Source organism: Mycobacterium sp. 134, assembly GCF_048282715.1.
Lineage (GTDB): Bacteria > Actinomycetota > Actinomycetes > Mycobacteriales > Mycobacteriaceae > Mycobacterium > Mycobacterium septicum.
This window is the reverse complement of record NZ_JBLVUN010000008.1, coordinates 6,585,636-6,604,871: the sequence shown is the minus strand read 5'-3', so window position 1 is coordinate 6,604,871 and position 19,236 is coordinate 6,585,636. Positions and strand designations below refer to the sequence as shown.

19 protein-coding genes are annotated in these 19,236 nt (G+C 68.4%); 8 read left to right on the top strand and 11 right to left on the bottom strand.

The window, feature by feature from the left end:
* On the bottom strand, positions 1-1,086 hold the full coding sequence (locus ACNQVK_RS36315) for an oxygenase MpaB family protein (protein WP_418033647.1): 1,086 nt from the start codon (positions 1,084-1,086) through the stop codon (positions 1-3).
* A gap of 91 nt (positions 1,087-1,177) precedes the next feature.
* Between ACNQVK_RS36315 and ACNQVK_RS36310 the strand changes: the two genes are divergently transcribed.
* Positions 1,178-1,888, top strand: coding sequence for a TetR/AcrR family transcriptional regulator (locus ACNQVK_RS36310; protein WP_418033646.1), 711 nt, complete (start codon positions 1,178-1,180; stop codon positions 1,886-1,888).
* On the opposite strand, the gene ACNQVK_RS36305 is transcribed toward ACNQVK_RS36310, so the two are convergent.
* Both ACNQVK_RS36305 and ACNQVK_RS36300 read right to left on the bottom strand, forming a co-directional pair.
* Positions 1,889-2,869: an NAD(P)H-dependent flavin oxidoreductase gene (locus ACNQVK_RS36305; RefSeq protein ID WP_418033645.1), complete on the bottom strand. Its 981-nt coding sequence runs from the start codon at positions 2,867-2,869 to the stop codon at positions 1,889-1,891. It abuts the gene before it with no gap.
* 14 nt (positions 2,870-2,883) lie between these two features.
* Entirely contained in the window at positions 2,884-4,338 is a 1,455-nt protein-coding gene (locus tag ACNQVK_RS36300) for a hypothetical protein (protein ID WP_418033644.1), read from the bottom strand.
* A gap of 137 nt (positions 4,339-4,475) precedes the next feature.
* On the opposite strand from ACNQVK_RS36300, the gene ACNQVK_RS36295 reads away from it, so the two are divergent.
* Together ACNQVK_RS36295 and ACNQVK_RS36290 are read left to right on the top strand one after the other, a co-directional pair.
* Complete coding sequence (locus tag ACNQVK_RS36295) at positions 4,476-4,916, top strand: SPW repeat protein (RefSeq protein WP_036446388.1); 441 nt, start codon at positions 4,476-4,478, stop codon at positions 4,914-4,916.
* Positions 4,917-5,102: 186 nt separating this feature from the next.
* Complete coding sequence (locus tag ACNQVK_RS36290; protein WP_418033643.1) at positions 5,103-7,712, top strand: LuxR C-terminal-related transcriptional regulator; 2,610 nt, start codon at positions 5,103-5,105, stop codon at positions 7,710-7,712.
* On the opposite strand, the gene ACNQVK_RS36285 is transcribed toward ACNQVK_RS36290, so the two are convergent.
* From ACNQVK_RS36285 to ACNQVK_RS36275, 3 genes are all read right to left on the bottom strand, one after another.
* Positions 7,681-8,850 (bottom strand): ankyrin repeat domain-containing protein, encoded by a 1,170-nt coding sequence (locus ACNQVK_RS36285; protein ID WP_418033642.1) that lies wholly within the window; start codon positions 8,848-8,850, stop codon positions 7,681-7,683. The genes ACNQVK_RS36290 and ACNQVK_RS36285 overlap by 32 nt on opposite strands.
* A 142-nt stretch (positions 8,851-8,992) precedes the next feature.
* On the bottom strand, positions 8,993-10,693 hold the full coding sequence (ilvD, locus tag ACNQVK_RS36280; RefSeq protein ID WP_418033641.1) for a dihydroxy-acid dehydratase: 1,701 nt from the start codon (positions 10,691-10,693) through the stop codon (positions 8,993-8,995).
* Between the two features lie 67 nt (positions 10,694-10,760).
* Positions 10,761-11,168 carry a hypothetical protein gene (locus tag ACNQVK_RS36275; protein WP_418033640.1) on the bottom strand — a complete coding sequence of 136 codons (408 nt, stop codon included), beginning with the start codon at positions 11,166-11,168 and terminating at the stop codon, positions 10,761-10,763.
* 99 nt (positions 11,169-11,267) lie between these two features.
* On the opposite strand from ACNQVK_RS36275, the gene ACNQVK_RS36270 reads away from it, so the two are divergent.
* Positions 11,268-11,573: a metal-sensitive transcriptional regulator gene (locus ACNQVK_RS36270; RefSeq protein WP_044514570.1), complete on the top strand. Its 306-nt coding sequence runs from the start codon at positions 11,268-11,270 to the stop codon at positions 11,571-11,573.
* Here ACNQVK_RS36270 and ACNQVK_RS36265 read toward each other — a convergent pair.
* Positions 11,570-11,869, bottom strand: a complete 300-nt coding sequence (locus ACNQVK_RS36265; RefSeq protein WP_418033639.1) for a thiamine-binding protein — start codon at positions 11,867-11,869, stop codon at positions 11,570-11,572. The two genes, ACNQVK_RS36270 and ACNQVK_RS36265, sit on opposite strands and share 4 nt — an antisense overlap.
* Before the next feature lie 30 nt (positions 11,870-11,899).
* The gene (locus tag ACNQVK_RS36260; RefSeq protein WP_418033638.1) at positions 11,900-12,289 is read right to left on the bottom strand and encodes a PPOX class F420-dependent oxidoreductase; all 390 of its coding nucleotides are present in this window, start codon (positions 12,287-12,289) and stop codon (positions 11,900-11,902) included.
* Positions 12,290-12,353: 64 nt separating this feature from the next.
* On the opposite strand from ACNQVK_RS36260, the gene ACNQVK_RS36255 reads away from it, so the two are divergent.
* Positions 12,354-13,601, top strand: a complete 1,248-nt coding sequence (locus tag ACNQVK_RS36255) for an MFS transporter (protein ID WP_418033637.1) — start codon at positions 12,354-12,356, stop codon at positions 13,599-13,601.
* A 142-nt stretch (positions 13,602-13,743) separates the two neighbouring features.
* Positions 13,744-14,766, top strand: a complete 1,023-nt coding sequence (locus tag ACNQVK_RS36250; RefSeq protein ID WP_235732681.1) for a L,D-transpeptidase — start codon at positions 13,744-13,746, stop codon at positions 14,764-14,766.
* Positions 14,767-14,824: 58 nt separating this feature from the next.
* Here ACNQVK_RS36250 and ACNQVK_RS36245 read toward each other — a convergent pair whose 3' ends face one another.
* Entirely contained in the window at positions 14,825-16,831 is a 2,007-nt protein-coding gene (locus ACNQVK_RS36245; protein WP_418033636.1) for a M13 family metallopeptidase, read from the bottom strand.
* A gap of 65 nt (positions 16,832-16,896) precedes the next feature.
* Between ACNQVK_RS36245 and ACNQVK_RS36240 the strand changes: the two genes are divergently transcribed.
* Together ACNQVK_RS36240 and ACNQVK_RS36235 are read left to right on the top strand one after the other, a co-directional pair.
* The gene (locus tag ACNQVK_RS36240) at positions 16,897-17,496 is read left to right on the top strand and encodes a hypothetical protein (RefSeq protein WP_418033635.1); all 600 of its coding nucleotides are present in this window, start codon (positions 16,897-16,899) and stop codon (positions 17,494-17,496) included.
* Positions 17,493-18,182, top strand: a complete 690-nt coding sequence (locus tag ACNQVK_RS36235) for a hypothetical protein (RefSeq protein ID WP_418033634.1) — start codon at positions 17,493-17,495, stop codon at positions 18,180-18,182. Before ACNQVK_RS36240 ends, ACNQVK_RS36235 begins: the two co-directional genes overlap by 4 nt.
* A 15-nt stretch (positions 18,183-18,197) precedes the next feature.
* On the opposite strand, the gene ACNQVK_RS36230 is transcribed toward ACNQVK_RS36235, so the two are convergent.
* Together ACNQVK_RS36230 and ACNQVK_RS36225 are read right to left on the bottom strand one after the other, a co-directional pair.
* Positions 18,198-18,608, bottom strand: a complete 411-nt coding sequence (locus ACNQVK_RS36230) for a CoA-binding protein (protein ID WP_418033633.1) — start codon at positions 18,606-18,608, stop codon at positions 18,198-18,200.
* Positions 18,609-18,629: 21 nt separating this feature from the next.
* Positions 18,630-19,202, bottom strand: coding sequence for an XRE family transcriptional regulator (locus ACNQVK_RS36225; protein ID WP_418034566.1), 573 nt, complete (start codon positions 19,200-19,202; stop codon positions 18,630-18,632).
* Between the last annotated feature and the right edge of the window lie 34 nt (positions 19,203-19,236).

Genomic DNA, 19,236 nt, shown 5'->3' with positions numbered 1-19,236 from the left:
TCAGCTCGCGCTCTTGTCGAATTGCACCAATGCGTCGTGGTGATTGTGGGCATACGGTGCGGGGCCGTCACCCACCTCCCGTTTGGCCACGATGGCAGCGTACTGCTCGAACGGAGTGGTCCGGTCCCATTTCGCCCTGGCCTCGGCGGGGGTGTAGGTGACGGTGTTCTTGGCCGGGACGCCCAGCAGGGTGGGGCCGACGATCGCCGTGGTGTGCGGCGTGGTGAGGTCCAGGATCGCCAGTTCCAGACGCGGATTGGCGGCGATCAGCCGCAGCGCCGGGCGCACCACCGCGCGTGCCGCGACGTCGGCGAACCGGCGCTGCGGGATACCGCCCAGCAGGCGCATCCACCGGGGCATGGTGGCGATGATGGCAGCGCGCATCGGGACGTTGATCGCCTTGCGCAGCCAGCGCGGCATCCGCTCGGGCAGGATGTGATAGCCCAGGTCGACGAGGTAATCCATCATGCGCTGGGCCACCTCGGAGCCGACCAGATCCGGCCGGAAGCTCTCGAAGTACGCGCGGATGCCCTCGCGGGTGCGCGGCACGTCGTCGGGGTTGATGGTCTGGAACTCCGCGGCCCGCGCGCATTCCTCCCAGTACCGGCTCTCCTCGGCCGGCGACAGTTTGCCGGGGCCGAACATCTCGTAGCTGTAGAGGATCGAGTGCCAGGCGGTCAGGTGGATCCACAGCTGCGAGTGCGGATCGTTGGCGTCGAACGGGCGCTTGGTGATCGGTTCGGTGCCGACGGCCTTGGAGTGGATCTTGACCAGGATCTCGGACGCATCGAGCACCGCTTCGGCGTCGCCGAAGGCCACCAGGGCGAAGTACTGCATGGTCCGGTCGTAACGCAGCCGAGTGCGGGCATAGACCTGCCCGGTGGCGTCGACGGCGGCAGCCAGGAACGGGTCGAGGTGCTCGATGGTCACCGCCCGGGAGAAGCCGATCAGCAGCGAGGTGGGGTAGCTCCACACCTTCCAGGTGACCGAACCCGGACCGAAGAAGCCGTAGTCCTCGGCGGGTGCCAAAGGCTCGGCGACTGCCGGTAGACCTGCCGCTTTGCGAACTGCGATCAGCGCGTCCATCTGCGTCGTTCCCTTCGAAATCTAGTGGTACATGACGTACCAGTTGAGGGAATGGTACGTCACGTACCACTAAATTGGCTAGGGTGTGTTCGTGGACAGCGGCACAACCGGGCGATGGGCGGGTCAGCGGGAACGCCGGCGGGTCGAGTTCGTCGACGCCGCCCTGGCCGCGATCGCCGAACACGGTCCGCAGACCTCGACCGAGCAGATCGCCGCGCACGTCGGGGTCACCCGCACCAAGCTCTACCGGCACTTCGCCGGCGCCGCCGACCTGCAGCGGGCGATCGCGCAGCGCGCCGCCGAGATGCTCAACACCGAACTCGCGCCGCTGTGGACACCGCACGGTTCGATGGCCCAGATCATCGAGGCCAGCGTCGGCGCCCACGTGGGGTTCCTCGTCGAGCACCGCAACCTGTACCGCTACCTGGCCCGGTGCTCGCTCGGTGAGGACGGCTCGGCGCCCGACGCCATCGCCGACATCAGGCTGACCATCGGTACCCAGCTCGGCGCGCTGTTCACGGTGTACCTCAACGCTTTTGGTGTGGACACCGATCCGCAGCCGCTGGCGTTCGCCATCGTCGGGCTGGTCGAATCGACGACCGGCCGGTGGCTGGATCAGCCCGGCTCGACCGGGCAGGACCGGCTGGTGGCCGATCTGGTCCGGTGGATCTGGCTGCTGGTCGACGACACCCTGCGGGCCGGCGGGGTGTACGTGGACAGCGCGGAGCCGCTACCCACACCCGATGTGATCGCCGCGCAGGCCGAGATCTACCGGAACCCGGATCGCGTCGGCGCCGCCTGACTAGGGCGCGAGATCGGCGACAGCTTGTGCGGCCGACGTGACGCGGTCCAATCGCAACGCGGTCTCGCCGGCGTACAGCGCGGCCCGGTCCGCCCAGTGCGCAGGCATGTCTGCGGTGAGTGTGATCGGGGTGAGGAACGGCAGCGCCTGGTGTTGAAGGTGCAGCAGCGCGCCGTCGCCGCGGTCGGGAATCCGGGAAAGCGGCGCGCTGAACTCGTTGATCGCCGCCGGCAGCCGGCGTGCGCTCCCGTCGGGGCGGCACCAGCGCCGCGTCATGGCGTTCGGGAGAACCCGATGCCGTGCCGGCCAGGACAGGCCGAACACCGTCGTCTCGATCGTGTAGTCCGCGTCGATGATTCGCTGCCGGTACACGGGATGGGCACCGGACTCGTGGGTGAGCAGGAACCGCGTGCCCGCCACCGCACCCGCGGCGCCGGCATCGAGAGCTGCGCGGGTATCGGCTGCCGTGGCGATGCCACCCGCGGCGAAGACCGGACGGGAACCCGCCAGTGCCAATGCCTTCGGCAAGAAATCGGACTGCGCCACGGTGCCGACCAGATGTCCTCCGGCCTCACGGCCCTGTGCGATCAATCCGTCGGCTCCGTAGGCCAGCGCCTCGGCGGCCTGCTCTTCGGTGCCGACCATGACCATGACGAATATGCCCTCGCCTGAGAGTCGCTGGATCAACTCCCGATCGATCGCGAACGCCATCACCGCGAAGTCGATGCCCGATTCCAGGCAGATCTCGACATGACGGCGACGGATGAACGGCATCAACAGGTTGACCGCGACCGCACGGCCGGGCGCCCGGTCGCGCACTGTCGCGATGGCCGACTTGAGCTGACCGGGCGGCAGGAGCCCCAACGTGCCCAGTCCGCCCGCCGCTGACACCGCTGCGGCCAGCGGCGCTCCCGCGATGCCGCCGCCCATGCCCGCCTGGACCACCGGTACATCGAGTTTCAGCCGATCTGCGATGTCCATTCCGTGATTCTGCGTCACCAGCGACAGATCTCGGCGCCCGAACCGGAGTCGACGGCGCGGAACGCGAGCAGATGCCGCTGCCACCACGGCAGCGGCGCTGCGAGGACGGGATCCTTCGTCGCGTCGTTGACCACATGCGGCGGTCCGCCGTGCAGGTAGGCGATACGGACGCCGGTGATCCCCGCGTCCTTCCACAGCAGCACGGTGCGCCGCAGCTCGAGCCAGGGGATGCGCACCGGAGGATCCTCGTTCATCCAGCGGGTCTGCCGGCTCAGGGCTGTCATGTCGCCCGGCTGCTCGGGCAACTCCAGGCCGACCACGGTGACGGTGTCGCGCTGGTAGTCGGCCAGCTCGAGGGCGGTGACGCCCGGCAGCAGATGGTTGGTGGTGCCCTCCTCGGTGTGCAGGTTGCTGAACATCGAGAAGTTCGCGACGGTCTTGAGCCCCACATACGTCGTCACCCCGTTGGCGAGTGCCAGCAGCGGGGCGACGAGCAGCACCAGGGGACGTAGCTGCCAGTTCGGGGTGCGCACGCCGTCCGACTCCGCAGCGCGATAGCCACGCAGCAGCGCGACCATGAACGGGATCACGGCGACGGCCCACGTGAGTACGAGCAGGGTGTGCCACGGCAGGCCGATCGGGCCGGCCGGCGAATCGGCCGAACTCGACACCGCGCTCAGCAGCACGTGAGCCGCGAAGCCCGCGAGCGCGACTCGGCGCAGCACGGTGGTTCGGGGTGCCAGGGTCGTGAACACCTCGGTCGGGACCAACAGCACGTACACCGCGAAGACGACGGTGGCGAAGTCGTAGAACGAGGCCGACGCCAGGATCGAATGGAACCCCACACCGAGAAGCAGGCCCCAGAAGCGCAGCCGCGGCACTGCCAGCAATGTGAGAATGGCGGCCTCGATCACCACCGCGACGACGGCGACGAACTGTCCGACGGCCGGACCCGGTACCACCCCATCGAAGCCGTTGAGCCAGATGAGCTGGCCGAACAAGTCGCTGCCGCAGGAGGTTTCCGGGGCGAAGTAGGCGGTGTTCAACTTGTCGAACACCGTGAACAGGTAGACCGCCAGCAACACGAAGCCGACCGGGCTGCGCGCGGCATCCAGCCAGCGCTGGACGAAACTGTCCGGCGCACCCGGCCGGTTCCGGACGGCCGGCGCCCACCCGGCGGCGGTGCCGAGCGCGACGGCGACCAGCAGGCTCAGCACCAGATGGTTCGACGCCGCGGGCAGGTTCAGAACGGCCACCGTGGCGCCGGCCGCGACGGCCAGGGCGGCGGCGGCCACCGAGCCGGGAAGCAGCAGGGCGGGCAGGCCGGCCAGCAACACCGGCACCACCGCAAGCGGCTGGCTGTCGGAGTAGTGGAAGACCAACGCCATCGCGAACAGCGTTGCGAACCAGCCGAGTTGCTGCCGCGCGCCGGTGGGGTCGTCCGTTCGGGCGTTGCTGCGCCGGCGCATTGAGAAGACTGTACTTGCCGGCCGTCCGGGGCGGTCGGCAGCCGCCGCCACCAGGCCGGATGCGGCGTAACCTGAAAAGTGATGGATGGGTGCGGTAGGGCCCAAACGCCTTGCCGTGTAACGGAAAGGACAAGAAAATGAGTACAGTCCATTCATCAATCGACCTACACCCGGACATCATGGCCCTGAGGGCGGGCTATGACCGTGTCGCAGAGTCGATGGCCGCGCAGGTCACCTTCGGCCTGACGTTGCTGACGGCGATGTATGTCGCGCTGTCTCCCTGGATCGTCGGCTTCGACGCCTTCAACAGGCTGACGGTCAACGATCTGATCGTCGGAGGGGCGATCGCGTTCCTGTCAATGTGTTTCAGCTTCGCGCTGGACCGCGCGCACGGCATGACCTGGACACTGCCGATCTTCGGTGTGTGGCTGATCGTCTCGCCGTGGGTGTTCGTCAGTGGACCGACCGCCGGCATGATCTGGTCGCACGTGATCAGCGGTGCGCTCGTGATGGTGCTCGGCTTCAACGCGATGTACTTCGGAATGCGGGTGCGCAATTCTGAAGCGCGGCACGCCTAACCGGCCGACGGGCCGCTAGGCGCAGCTGGTAGGCCAGCCGGACCCCGGCTGGGAGGGGAGCCTGCGCGCCAGGGCCGACCCGCGTATCGAAGGATGCGTCAATTTGCGCCCCGGTGCGGGTTTTGCACCATATCCTGGGCAATCGCAGGACTTCCATGACGGCGATGGCGGGTACGAACTGCTGAGATGAAGCTGGCGGGGCGGGAAGACGAACTGGCGGTGATCCGTCGCTCCCTTGGTGGGCCGGGAACCCATCACGGTGTGGTGATCGTCGGCAGTGCCGGCGTCGGCAAGACCCGGTTGGCGCGGGAGGCCCTCAGCCATGCCGCGGCGTCCGGGCACCGGACGAATTGGTTCGTCGGAACCGAATCCGCACGCGCCATTCCCCTCGGAGCATTCACCGGGTCGATCAGCCAGGGCATGTGTGATCCGCTGCCGGACGTGCGGCGCGTGATCGATTCCTTCGTCGCCCAGCAGCGCATGGGCAAGGTCGTCATCGGCATCGACGACGCCCACCTGCTCGACCCGCTGTCCGCACACGTCGTACACCAGTTGGCGCAAACGCAGGGGGTGCGTCTCGTCGTCACGGCGCGTTCCGGCGGCCCGGAGCCCGACGCGGTGACCGCCCTGTGGAAGGACAGCCTGCTCGACCGGATCGACCTGGAGCCGCTGTCCGCCGCCGCGGCCGCCACCCTGATCGAATCGGCGGTCGCCGGCCCGGTCGACAGCCGCAGCACGCGCCGGTTCTGGAAACTCACCGGGGGCAACGCGCTGTACCTGTTGCAGTTGGTGAAGGACCAGATCGCCGCCGGGCGGATGCGCAAATCCGCCGGGGTGTGGATGTGGGACGGCGATGTGGCCGTATCCCAGAGCATCACCGATATGGTCGGGCGCCGGTTGGGCGAACTCGAACCCGGTATGGCGCTGGTGCTCGACACGCTCTCCCAGTGCGAACCGCTGAGCGTCGACGTCCTGGGCGACCTTGTCGACCAGGCCGATCTGGAGGCCGCCGAGCAGATGCATCTGGTCAGGGTCGAACGGGCCGGACGTGGTCTGGTAGCCACCCTTGCGCATCCGCTGTACGGCGAATTGCGAAGGGCCACCGCCGGTGAGATGCACCTGTCGAGAATCCGGGGAAGGCTCGCGCGGCGGCTGGAGTCCGAGCCAGACGGGGATATGCGCGCGACGGTGCGCCGGGCACTGCTTGCGCTGCACTCCGACCTGCCCCCGGATCCGGAGCTTTATCTGACTGCCGCGCGGTGCGCCGCGGTCCTGCTCGATCCCGATGCCGCGAACCGATTCGCCGCTGCCGCAGGGGAATGCGGTGCACCAGAGGCTGCACCGATGCGGGCCATGACCCTGCTCCTGCTGAGCCGGGGTGACGAGGCCGAGGCCGTCTTGCGGGAGATCAGCGCCGACGGCGCGCCGAACAGCCACCATTGGGCGACGGTGCGGGCGGCCAACCTGGCCTGGATGCTCAGCAGGCCGCTCGACGCCCGCACGATCTTGGAAAAGCTCTCCGGCGCAGCGGAATCCGATGAACAGCGGATGGAGCGCCTGGCCATCCAGGCCTGTGTCGACGCGGTGCTCGGCCACTGCTCGAGTGCCGAGGAAAATGCCAGGACCGCCCTGGATTCCGGTGGGCTGCCCGATTTTCACGCGATGATGGCCTCGATCGCTTTGGTGATGGCCTTCGGTGCACTGGGACATGTCGACGACATCAACACCGTCGCCGAGCAGGCCATCGAAAGGGCCAACACCTCTTTCGAATCCTCGCCCATGAGATTCTGGTTCGGCGCCGTCCACGGTCGCGCCTGCCGGCTGACCGGCCGCATCGACGACGTGACGGCGATGGCGGCCCGGCTGGACGATTCGGCGCGCGACGTCCCCGGTCTGGTTTACGCCAACCTCGCTCATATGCTCGGCCACGCCGAACTGGTCCGGGCGGATCTGTCCACCGCCGTAAAACATTTGCACGAGGCCTATGCCGGTGCCCAAACCCATGAAATAACAACCGGTTTGCGTATGGCCAGCTGTTTCGCGCTGGCCGAGGCGTACGCCAAGCTCGGCCATGCGGCGGAGGCAACCGAAGCTCTGGCGGGGGTCGGGCAGCCGGTGCCCGAGGACTACGTGTTCATGGGTACCGCGATGTCGGTGGCCACCGGGTGGACGCTGGCTGCCGGTGGCTCGCTGACCGATGCCATCGATGTGGTGCGCGAAGCGCGCCGGGATGCGGCGCGGCGTGACCAGCCGACACACGAACTGCTGTGCCTGCAGACGGCCGCACAGTGGGGCGACACCGCCGGCTCGGCGCGCGCACGGGAACTCGCGGACACGCTGAAACTGCCGCTGGCCGAGACGGTCGCCCGCCACACCGAGGCGCTGGCGGCCGACGACGGAGCGGGATTGCTCGCCGCCGCAGACGGTTACCGTGCCATCGGTGACCGGGCCACCGCCACCGACGCCACCGCGCAGGCCGCGGTCGCGTTCGGTCGCCATGGTCAGGGCAAGCGCAGTGCCTACGCGGCTGCCGTCGCACAGGAGAGCGCCGACGAATGCGGCGGGCTGTGCACCCCGGCGCTGCGTAATCCTGCCGGTCAGCCGCTGACCGGCAGGCAGCGTGAGATCGTCGAACTGGTCGTCGCCGGTCTGAGCAACAAGCAGATCGCCGAGCGTCTGGTGATGTCGGTGCGCAGCGTCGAAGGGCACCTCTACCGGGCCTGTCAGCGGGTGGGCGCGAGCTCACGCGAGCAGCTCGCCGCCATCATCCGTCGCGGCCCGAAGGGGGTCGGATGACGTGCCGGCGCAGCACGTCGGCAGCCTCCGTCTGGTAGGCGTGCTCGGCCCAGGCCAGCGCAGTCGAGCCGAACCGCCGGTCGATGAGGGTCGTGTCGGCCCCGGCATCGAGGAGACGCTGGATCAGCTCGAGGTCACCGGCCCAGGCTGCCTGGTGCAGGGCTGTGGCGCCCTCGGCGTCCAACGCGTTCGGGTCGTCCGGGAACACCGGAGTGACCACATCCACTCCGGATACGTCGATTCCGTGCCGGCCGAGCAGATCGAGCCGGCCGGTGAACCCGTGCTCGGCAGCCCAGCCGACCTGGCGCCGCCACATCTCGTCGCGGGATTCCATCGCCTCACCGAGGCGCAGCTCCCACGGGCTCGGCCCGGCGTCGGCCAGGCCGTGTGCGAACAGCAGTTCCAGGTGTGAATCGTCTGCGCGAAACATCCGGTTGTACAGCGTCTGCTGGTCGGCCGGATGCGCGCCTCTCGTCAACAGCAACGAGGCCAGTTCGGGTGCGAACGGATGCCGGGGCTGACGCCGCGGGCCCTGCTCACCCTCGCCGAAGACTCCGGTCAGCACCGTGAAGGGCGTCGACAGCCCGCACCAGAGGTAGCCGGCATTCGGGTCGGCGCCGGCGTCGAGCAGCAGGTTCGCGGCCGCGGTGACCTCGTCGGCGGTGCGGCCCAACGGAACTCGCGAATAGCACAGGTACATCAGCGGAACCCAGCCGAACGGCCCGCCAGCCGCGTTCGCCAGTGCCGGCCTGCTCGTCAGCTGACGGGCCAGCGCCGCGGGATCCGCGGCCGACGCGGCGGCCCAGATGTGGCGGTCGACCACGTCGGGTTCGGCGCCGAGCAGAGTTGCTGCGGCGTCCCAGCGCGGCGGTGCATCGGTTTCGTTGTAGCGCAACGATGCCCAGGAGCAGAACCGGTCCGCGGCATCCAGGGCGTCCTCGTCGAGGGCGCCGGGATCGACGCTGAGTTCGGCCGCGTCGCGGAGGTAGTGCACGAGCCTGGGCCAGCTGCTGAAACCGTAGTCGCGTGCGACGGCGAACTGGGCCTGATGCAGTGGGGTGCGATCGGCGCGCTGCAGCTTACGGGCTTCCGCGCGCAGATGGTCGATCGAAGGGTTGCTCGGCAGACGGCTGGCCATGACGGCCTCCTCTCACACGCCCGCGTCCGCAATCGGGCTGAGAAGAGGTCGGTCACAAGGCAACTCAGTGTGCAGGGAGGCTTGGCCCCTTCGAGCGGACGTCGGGCGTTCCTGCACGCCCGACGTCACGCTACCACTGGTTTTAGTTGCAGACAGCGCCGACGGCGGCGGACTGGACCAGCTTGGTGTACTTGGCCAGCACGCCGGTCTTGTAGCGCGGGGGCAGTGGTTCGAAACCGACCTTCCGGGCCTCGAACTCGGCCTCGTCGACGAGGACGTCCAGCGTTCCGTTCGCCACGTCGAGGCGGATCCGGTCACCGTCGTTCACGAACGCGATCGGCCCGCCGTCCACGGCCTCCGGGGCGATGTGCCCGACGCACAGACCTGTCGTCCCGCCCGAGAACCGGCCGTCCGTCATCAGCAGGACGTCCTTGCCCAGTCCGGCACCCTTGATGGCGCCGGTGATGGCCAGCATCTCGCGCATGCCCGGGCCGCCCTTGGGGCCCTCGTAGCGGATGACCACGACGTCGCCGTGGGTGATGGTGCCGTCCTCCAGCGCATCCAGGGCGGCCCGTTCGCGCTCGAAAACCCTTGCGGTGCCCTCGAACACGTCGGATTCGAAGCCTGCCGACTTCACCACGGCACCCTCGGGAGCCAACGTGCCGTGCAGGATCGTGATCCCGCCGGTCGGGTGGATCGGGTTGTTCATCGCCCGCAGCACCTTGCCGTCCGGGTCGGGTGGCGCGATGTGAGCGAGGTTCTCGGCCATGGTCTTGCCGGTGACGGTAAGGCAATCACCGTGCAGCAGACCGGCGTCCAGCAGGGCACGCATCACCACCGGCACGCCGCCGATCTCGTCGACGTCCTTCATCACGTGGCGACCGAAAGGCTTCACGTCGGCCAGGTGCGGGACCTTGGCCCCGATGCGGGTGAAGTCGGCCAGCGTCAGCTCGACCTCGGCCTCGCGCGCGATCGCCAGCAGGTGCAGCACCGCGTTGGTGGACCCGCCGAACGCCATCACGACGGCGATGGCGTTCTCGAAGGCTTCCTTGGTGAGGATGTCGCGCGCGGTGATGCCGCGGCGCAGCATCTCGACGACCGCCTCGCCGGACTTGCGGGCGTACTCGCCGCGCCGCTTGTCCACGGCCACCGGCGACGCGCTGCCCGGCAGCGACATGCCCAGTGCCTCGGCGGCCGACGCCATGGTGTTGGCGGTGTACATGCCGCCGCAGGCGCCCTCACCCGGACAGATCGCGCGCTCGATGATGTCGACGTCCTCCCGCGACATCAGCCCGCGCACGCACGCCCCGACCGCCTCGAAGGCGTCGATGATGGTGACTTCCTTCTCGGTGCCGTCGGTCAGCTTGGCGACGCCCGGCATGATCGAACCGTTGTAGAAGAAGACGCTCGCCAGGTCCAGCCGGGCCGCCGCCATCAGCATGCCCGGGATCGACTTGTCGCAACCGGCAAGCAGCACGGTGCCGTCCAGGCGCTCGGCCTGCACCACGGTCTCGACGCTGTCGGCGATCACCTCGCGGGAGACCAGCGAGAAGTGCATACCTTCATGGCCCATCGAGATGCCGTCGGACACCGAGATGGTGCCGAACTCCAGCGGGTAGCCGCCGGCCTCGTGCACACCGCTCTTGACGTCCTGGGCGAGCCGCTGCAGCGACATGTTGCACGGCGTGATCTCGTTCCACGACGACCCGACGCCGATCTGCGGCTTGACCCAGTCGTCGTCACCCATCCCTACCGCGCGGAGCATTCCGCGGGCTGCGGTCTTCTCCAGGCCGTCGGTGACGTCGCGGCTGCGGGGCTTGATATCGGGCTGGTCGGCAGACATGCAGGTAAGTATGCCCCTCGGTTAGTTAGCCGCCCAAATTCTTTCTCATACCCAAGGGGGGTATCGGTCAGCCGGTCCACTCCGTGGCCTTCGTCGTGAGGTCGAGCCCCATCAGGAACCCCACGACGGTGCACACGATCGACAGCACGGGCCACACCCACAGCCAGCGGCGGGTGAAGAACACCATGACGATGCTTCCGATCAGCCCGGCGGCCAGCCCGCCGCCGATCCACCCGAATGTCGTCGGATAGACCCGGTCGTCATAGGGGGTCGGGCCGCAGGTCGCGTGGCAGGTGTCGGTCGACATCGCGAAGAACAGCGACAGCCACGCTGCTGCGGCGGCGCCGAGCACCGCCGCGATCCACAGCGCGATCGTGAGGACGACGCTGATCACCGTGGCCGTGGTGCCGACGGTCGACCGCGGGGGATAGGCCGTCGGCACGCCATACGGACCAGGCCAGGGAGGCTGTGACATCGCGTCGAGCGTATCGGCCCCCGTGGCGGCCCGGTCGCACCATTTCGCCCGGCCAAATTAGATATGCATACCCCGGTGGGGTACCCGTATACTGGAGCCATGGACGCGGCTGACAACTCGGGTGCACATGGCTACTCGGCGCAGAAGGAGAACTACGCCAAACGGCTGCGCCGGATCGAGGGCCAGGTCCGGGGTATCGCCAAGATGATCGACGAGGACAAGTACTGCATCGACGTCCTCACCCAGATCAGTGCCGTCAACAGTGCGCTGCAGTCCGTTGCGCTCGGCCTGCTCGACGAGCACCTGGGCCATTGCGTGACGCAGGCCGTCTCCGAAGGCGGGGATCAGGCCGAGGCCAAGCTGGCCGAGGCGTCAGCCGCCATCGCCCGCCTGGTCCGCTCCTAGTCGCCCAGCGCCTGCTCGATCCGCTCGACCTTCGCGGTGAGCTGCCCGGTGTAGCCGGGACGGATGTCGGCCTTCAGCACCAGGCTGACCCTGGGGGAGACCGCCGCCACAACGTCCACCGCCTGCTTCACCACCGCCATCACCTCGTCCCATTCACCCTCGATGTTGGTGAACATGGCGTTGGTCTCGTTGGGCAGGCCCGAAGCCCGCACCACCCGCACCGCTTCGGCCACCGCGGCGCCGACACTTCCGGTTTCATCCCCGCCCGTCGGGCTGATGCTGAACGCGACAATCACGGAATCAATTGTGCGCCAGGGCCGGGGCAACTAGTGCTTGCTGAACACCGTCGGGCGCACCGCCAGGATCACCCGGTCGGGGGCGTCCGGCGGTACCTCGCTGAGTGACCCGCTGTACCGGTCGTTGAGCGACAGGAAGAACGCAGCGGTGGGGTCCGGCACGATCTCATCCACCACGCCGCGCACCTCCAGGTAGCGGTACGGGTTGTCCGGATCGTGGATCGACATCGCCACCTCGGGATGCGCCGTCACGTTGCGGTACTTCTGGCGTTTGGTGGTGTGGGTGAACCGCAGATGCGTGCCATCCCACTCGAACCACATCGGATTCACCTGCACGGTGCCGTCGGGTCGGGTGGTGGCCAGGTGGCCGAACAACGGCCGCGTCAACAGATCCTCGTAGCCATCGGGCACTGCAACCATTACGCATCCTCTCGGGTCGGCAACCACGCACGGCAACGTTATGGCATTACCGTGGCATTCCAGCATGACCTCCAGCGTCACCGGCGAATCGCTCTCCGCCCACGTCAACCCGTGGACACCGCGCGTTGCCACGCAACTCGCCGTGCTCGCGGCGGCGGCGTTCGTCTACGTCACCGCCGAGATCCTCCCGGTCGGTGCATTGCCGGCGATCGCCACGGATCTTCGGGTCAGTGAGGGCCTGGTCGCCACCCTGATGGCCAGCTACGCCCTGGTCGCCGCGCTCACCACGGTCGCGCTGGTGCGGCTGACGGCACGCTGGCCGCGACGCCGGACCCTGGTGGCGACGCTGGTGTGCCTGACGGTCTCCCAGGTGATCTCGGCGCTCGCGCCGAACTTCGCGGTGCTGGCCGGCGGCCGGGTGCTGTGCGCGCTGGCCCACGGGCTGATGTGGTCGGTGATCGCGCCCATCGGAGCCCGGCTGGTCCCGGCCAGCCACGCCGGCAGGGCCACCGCCGCGGTCTATGTGGGCACGGGCCTGGCCCTGGTGGTGGGCAATCCGCTCGCCGCGGCACTCAGTGAGGTGTGGGGCTGGCGGCCTGCCGTTGCGGTCATCGCCGTGGCCGCGGCCGTGGTGGCGCTGGCCGCCTGGACGATGCTGCCGCCGCTCGTGCCGGCGTCCGGTGCCGCCCCGGCCGCCGGGGTGCCGCGCGGGCACCGGCACAATCGCCGCCTGTTCACCCTGTCGGCGCTGACGCTGATCGGTGTCACCGGGCACTTCATCGCCTACACCTTCATCGTGGTGATCATCCGGGACGTGGTCGGGATACACGGCCCCCACCTGGCCTGGCTGCTGGCCGCGTACGGGATCGCCGGTCTGGGCGGGATGGCCGCAATGGCCCGTCCGCTGGACCTCTGGCCCAAGGCCTCCGTGCTGGGTTGCCTGGCGGTTCTGGCGGCGGCGCTGCTGGTCCTGTCGGTGCTGGCCGTCGAATCGTGGTCCGGACGGGCTGCGGTGGCGCTCGGCGCGGTGGCGGTGGTGCTCTGGGGCGCGGCGTCCACCGCGTTGCCGCCGATGCTGCAGGCCTCGGCGATGCGTACCTCCCCGGAAGACCCCGACGGCGCCTCCGGCCGGTACGTCGCGGCCTTCCAGGTCGGGATCATGGGCGGTGCGTTGATCGGTGGCGCCATCTACGACCACGGTGGTGCCGCCCCCACCGTCGGCACCGCCGCGGCGCTGATCATTGTCGCGATGGGCGGTGTCGCGCTGTCCCGGGGCGTATTCACGGTTTCCTGCGCCTCCGCCGAGAAGTAACGCGAGCACGCTCACAGTCGATAAACACCGCAGTTCAGCGCCGTGGAATCGGTCGCTGTCGGGGAACAACGGCTTCTCACGGCAGTAGCTGGTCACTGCGTTGTGAGACACTGGATCGAGTTGTGCTGTCTGGAGGTTACTCATGCCGAAATCGGCAAAACGTGCACTGATCACCGCATTCATCGCCGCCGGAGTGGTCGGTGGAATGGTGCTCAGCCCATCCGCCTACGCAGACCCCGAGGCGCCGCCGGCACCCGTCGATCCTGCGGTCCCGGGCCCCCCGCCGGGCGCGTACATCCCCCCGCTGCCGGCCGACCCGGCGGCTCCGGCCGCCGCTGCGGTCCCGGGCGCTCCTACCGCACCGGCGCCCATCATCAACTACGGCTCCCCGACCATCCCGTTCACGGAGGGCGACGCGCCCGGGCAGAGCTCTCAGCCGTTCACCGGTGAGGCGCCGTTCCTGCCGCCGTCGTTCAACCCGGTCAACGGGTCGATGGTCGGTGTCGCCAAGCCCATCTACATCAACTTCCAGCGGCCGATCGCCAACCGGCAGATGGCCCAGGACGCCATCCGGATCACCTCGAACCCGCCGGTGGCGGGCCGCTTCTACTGGGTCACCGACACGCAGCTGCGTTGGCGCCCGCAGGACTTCTGGCCGTCCAACACCGTGGTGAACATCGACGCGGCCGGCACCAAGTCGAGCTTCCGGGTCGGCGACTACCTCGTGGCGACGGTCGACGACAAGTCCCACCAGATGGAGATCCTGCGCAACGGGAAGCTGGAGAAGACCTTCCCGGTGTCGATGGGCAAGCCCGACGGCAAGCATGAGACCAAGAACGGCACCTACTACGTGCTGGAGAAGTTCCCCGACATCATCATGGATTCCTCCACCTACGGCGTGCCGGTGGACTCCAAGGAGGGCTACAAGCTCAAGGTGCAGGACGCCGTCCGCATCGACAACAGCGGTGTCTTCGTCCACAGCGCCCCGTGGTCGGTCGCGCAGCAGGGCAGGAGCAACAGCAGTCACGGCTGCATCAACCTGAGCCCGGAGAACGCCAAGTGGTTCTACGACAACTTCGGCAGCGGCGACCCGGTGGTCATCAAGAACACCGGTGGCGGCTGGTACAACACGCCTGACGGCGCGTCCGACTGGCAGATGTTCTAGACGAACGTCGATACAACAAGACCCCTGCCCTCGGGCAGGGGTCTTGTTGTATGTGCGGCTAGTTCCAGATCCGGACCCGCTGGGCCGGCTCCAGATACAGCTCATCGGAATCAGCCACCTCGAACTCCTCGTAGAACGAGTCGATGTTGCGGATGACGCCGTTGCAGCGGAACTCCGGCGGCGAGTGAGGATCCACCGCCAGGCGCCGGATCGCCTCGGCGTCACGGGATTTGGTCCGCCACACCTGTGCCCAGCCGAAGTAGACACGCTGCACGCCGGTCAGCCCGTCGATCACCGGGGCTTCCTGGCCCTTCAGTGACAGCTGATAGGCCAGCAGCGCGATGGACAGCCCGCCGAGGTCGCCGATGTTCTCCCCGACGGTGAACGCGCCGTTCACGTGGTGCGAGCCGTCCAGCCCGCGCGGGCTGAACTGTTCGTACTGATCGATCAAAGCCTTTGTGCGGACCCCGAATTCAGCCCTGTCGGCATCGGTCCACCAGTCGACCAGGTTGCCGTCACCGTCGTACTTGGCGCCCTGGTCGTCGAAACCGTGGCCGATCTCGTGCCCGATCACCGCGCCGATACCGCCATAGTTGGCCGCGTCGTCGGCATCGGCGTCGAAGAACGGCGGCTGCAGAATGGCTGCGGGGAAGACGATTTCGTTCATGCCCGGGTTGTAGTAGGCATTGACCGTCTGCGGTGTCATGAACCATTCGTCGCGGTCCACCGGCCCGCCCAGCTTGGCCAGCTCGCGGTCGGAGTTCACGACGTGGCCCCGGCGGTAGTTGCCGTACAGGTCGTCACGCTCGACCACCAACGCCGAGTAGTCCCGCCAGCGGGCCGGATAGCCGATCTTCGGGGTGAACTTGTCGAGCTTCACCAGCGCCTTGGCCCGGGTCTCCGGCGTCATCCAGTCCAGCTCGTTGATGCTGACCCGGTACGCCTCGCGCAGGTTGGCCACCAACTCGTCCATCCGGGCCTTGGCCTCGGGTGGGAAGTACTGCTGGACGTAGAGCTTGCCGAGGGCATCACCCATCAGGCCCTCGACCAGGGAGACGCCGCGCTTCCAGCGGTCGCGGTTCTGCTCGGTGCCGCTGAGGGTGCGGCCGTAGAAGTCGAAGTTCTCGGCCACCAGCTCTTCGGTCAGCAGCCCGGCGCGCGAATGGATGACGCGCCAGCGGGTCCAGGCCTTCCAGTCCTCCAGGTCTTCGCTCGCCCACAGCGCGGCGAACGCCGTCACGAAGTCGGGCTGACGCAGCACCAACTCGGAGACCTTCTCCGGGGTGGTGCCGAGCGCGCCGAGCCAGCCGGTCCAGTCGAATCCGGGGGCATCGCCGGACAGGTCGGCGAACTTGCGCAGGTTGTAGGTCAGGTCGGCGTCGCGGCGCTTGACCACGTCCCAGTGCGCGGCGGCCAACTTGGATTCCAGCGCCACGATGCGGGCCGCCGTCTGGCTCTGCTCTCCGCCGTAGACCAGCGTGAACATGCGGGCGATGTGCGCCGGGTAAGCGGCCAGGATCTCGGCGTGCTGCTCGTCGCGATAGTAGGACTCGTCGGGCAGCCCGAGGCCGGACTGGCTCATGTGCAACAGGTAGCGCGTCGAATCCTTGGAATCGGTGTCCACGTACACACCGGCCCCGCCGGATACCCCGGTGCGCTCCAGGCCACCCAGCACCGAGGCCAGCGCATCGCTGTCGGCAGCGCCGTCGATCAGGGCGAGCTCGGCCAGCAGCGGGGCCAGGCCACGCGAGGCGATGGTCTGCTCGTCCATGAAGCTGGCGTACAGATCGCCGATGCGCTGCTCATCGGTGCCGGCCGCGGAATCAGAGGAGGCCGCTGCTCCATCCGATGTCGCCGCCGAAGCTGCTCCGACGATCAGATCGCGGATCTGCTCCTCGGCACGGTCGTGCAGCAGCCGGAAGGCGCCGTCGGTGGCGCGGTCGGCGGGAATCTCGTAGTCGGTCAACCATCGGCCATTGACGTGGCCGAAGAGGTCGTCTTGCGGGCGGGCCTGCGGGTCGACATGGCTCAGGTCGATACCCGACTTGATCGCTTCTACCGTCACCCCGACATTCTTCCAGAAGGCCGCGGGTGCGCTGGGTGAGTTTCGCTGCCGGTACCCTCACGGCCATGCCCGAGGCGCCAAGCAAGGACAGCACCGACGACCACTCCGGCGGTGTCATCACCGGCTTCGGCTTCGCATCGGCGGTCGCGGGCCTGATCGCGGTCGTCGCTGTGGTCCTGGCCACCATGGTGTGGTCCGCCCACCGCAGCGAGTCCGACGAGCGCGCGTACCAGACCCGGGTGCTGCGGACCGCCGCCGACTGGGCCAATGTCCTGATCAACATCAACAAGGACTCGGTCGAGGCCGGTATGCAGAAGCTGCGCGAGGGCACCGTGGGCCAGCTCAATTCGGACTTCGACGCCGCCGTGGCGCCCTACCGCGATCTGGTGCAGCGGCTGCAGGCCCGAACCTCCGGCCAGATCGACTCGGTGGCCATCGAATCGCTGTACCACCCGCCGCCAGGCCCGGACGGCCGCCCGGTGCCCGCACCGAAGACGGACCTGGCCGGAATGGTCTCGCGCACCGACACAGTGCTGGTGGTGGCCACCTCGGTCAGCGAGAACGCGGGCAGCGACAAGCCCCAGACCGTGCGCTGGACGCTTCGGTTGGACGTCTCCGACGTCGACGGCACCCTGATGGTCTCGCGGTTGGAGCCGATCCGATGAGAAACCGGTTGCGCGTCCTGGCTTTCGACATCGCCGCCCCACTGGCCGCGATCGCGGCGGTGCTGTACATCGGCCTGGCGCTGTCCTGGCCGCTGTGGTGGGTCTCGCTGTCCTCGGTGCTGTGCCTGCTGATCGTGCAGGCCGTCATCGTCAACATCGTGCTGGCCCGTCGCGACGGCGTCACGCTGGGCACCGACGACGATGCGCCCGGGCTGCGGCTCGCGGTGGCCGCCGTGGCCGCTGCCGCCCTGGTGGCCGCGGTGACGGTGGGTTACCTGCGGTGGACCGTGCCCGACCGGACCTTCAACAACGACCGTGACGAGGTGGTGCGGATCGCCAGCAGCGTCTCGGAGGCCACCGCCACGTTCAGTCCGCAGAGCCCGACCGCCTCGATCGACCGCGCCACCGGGATGATGTCGCCGAAGCAGGCCGAGCAGTTCAAGAACGAATTCGCCAACGTGGCAAAGGAATTGGCCAGTAAGAACGTCTCGGCCACCGCCGCCACCATCTCGGCCGGGGTGGAGGCGCTTGGCCCGCAGGTGGCCAGCGTGGCCGTGGTCCTGCGCGGAACTCAGAGTGCGCCGGGCAAACCGACGGACAATGCGGTGATGGCTCTGCGGGTGGCCCTCAGCAAGACCGACGGCCGCTGGCTCGTCGACAACGTCACCCCGCTGCACTCGCGCTAGGCGAAGCGGACGCCGTCAGGCGAAGCGGGCGTACTCGACCTTCAGGCAGAGGTCCTGGATGACCGTGAGGCCGGCCGCCGCGCCGTCGCGCGCGACCTGCTCGTCGCGCAACCCCAGTTGCAGCCACAACGTCTTGGCTCCGACCGCGATGGTGTCGGCGAGCACGTGCGGCAGTTCTTCGTGGCGACGGAACACGTCGACGAGATCCGGTACCTCTGGAAGCGCGGCCAGGCTGGGGTAGACGGGGGTGCCGTCGACCTCGGTGATGGTCGGGTTCACCAGGTACAGCGTGTAGCCGGTGGCCGCCTTCAGATACGTCCAGACCTCGTGGCTGGCCCGCGCCGGGTTGGCCGAGGCGCCGACGATGGCGACCGACCGGGTCTCCCGCAGGACGCGTTGCACCGTCGCGGCCGACTGAGACGTCATGGAGGACCGGGAGAATCCGGGCTACTTGGCGGAACGCTGTGCGGAGAGCTTGGCGAACCGGTCCGAGAGCCGTTGCATGCGCAGCAGCAGTGAGGCCGGCGGGCTGGTGGTGCCCTCCAGGTAGTCGGCGAAGGACTCGTTGGACACCCCGACGCGCGAAGCGAATTCGGGCGCCTGCAGCTCGGACCGGCGCAGCATGGCCTGGATCTGGCGAGCCACCTCCGCGCGCTCGGTGGCCTCCAGGTGCTCACGGGTGCGCACCAGGACCTCCGACAACGCCTTGGACACCCCGTAGGGGCGGGCGGTCTGCAGGACTTCCTCGACCTGGCGGGCGGTGCGGCCGTAGGGATCACGCTTGATCGCAGCGACGATGCGCTGCCAGACCGCCATGTCGTCGGTCTCCAATGCCGCGCGAATGGCGGCGGTCGGCCAGTACTCGACCGGCCGGTCGTCGAATGCGGGTTGGCGCTGCGGCGGTGCGGCCTTCGCCGGACGTGATTGTCGCGGCTGCGCCGGCTGCTGCGTGCGCTGTACCGGTGTGCGTGGTGTTTGCGTGCCCTGCCCCTGTGTGCGCTGTGCCTTGGTGTCCTGCACGGGAGCGCGTTGCTCCTGTTTCCGTTGTACCTGG